The following is a 926-nucleotide window of genomic DNA, read 5'->3' on the forward strand; positions in this document are numbered from 1 at the left end:
TCGGAGCGGGCATGCGCATCGGCGACCTTCTTGTATTCGGTGCGCACCGTGTCGACATAGCCGCCCTTGGTCTCGTTCGACAGCAAGGACGACACGACACCGACCGCCCGGCTGGCGTCGGTGACGTAGACCGTCTGGCCCTTGTTGTAGCGCGGGTGGATCTTCACCGCTGTGTGCACGCGGCTGGTCGTTGCGCCGCCGATCAGCAGCGGAATGTCGAAGCCTTCGCGCTCCATCTCGGCGGCCATGTGCACCATTTCATCGAGGGATGGCGTGATCAGGCCGGACAGGCCGATGATGTCGACATTTTGGTCGCGCGCCGTCTGCAGGATTTTCGCTGCCGGCACCATGACGCCGAGATCGATGATCTCGTAATTGTTGCAGGCGAGCACGACGCCGACGATGTTCTTGCCGATGTCATGGACATCGCCCTTGACCGTCGCCATCAGGATCTTGCCCGCTGTCTGCCGTTCGCCATTGTCGATGCCGTTGGCGGCGTTGGCCAGCTTCTCGGCCTCCATATGCGGCAGCAGTCCGGCGACGGCCTGCTTCATCACCCGCGCCGATTTCACCACTTGCGGCAGGAACATCTTGCCCGCGCCGAACAGGTCGCCGACGACGTTCATGCCGGCCATCAGCGGGCCTTCGATGACATGCAGCGGGCGCTCGGCGGCAAGCCGCGCTTCCTCGGTGTCGGCGTCGATGAATTCGGTGATGCCGTTGACCAGTGCATGGCTGATCCGCTGTTCGACCGGCAGGTCGCGCCAGGCGAGATCGCGCTCCAGCGCTTCCTTGCCGGCCGTGCCCTTGAAGCGTTCGGCGATCTCCAGCATGCGTTCGGTGGCGGTGCCGCCGGCCCTGGGCGTGCGGTTGAGCACGACATCCTCGGAGGCCTCGCGCAGTGCCGGCTCGATCGTATCGTAGAC

1 protein-coding gene is annotated in these 926 nt (G+C 64.7%); it reads right to left on the minus strand.

What is annotated here, in order from left to right; translation table 11 throughout:
* Window positions 1-926 (minus strand): B12-binding domain-containing protein (locus EOC06_RS43875; protein ID WP_245470217.1); only part of this gene is annotated, 926 nt, incomplete at both ends.

This window comes from Mesorhizobium sp. M7A.F.Ca.MR.362.00.0.0, assembly GCF_004023175.1.
Taxonomy (GTDB): Bacteria; Pseudomonadota; Alphaproteobacteria; order Rhizobiales; family Rhizobiaceae; genus Mesorhizobium.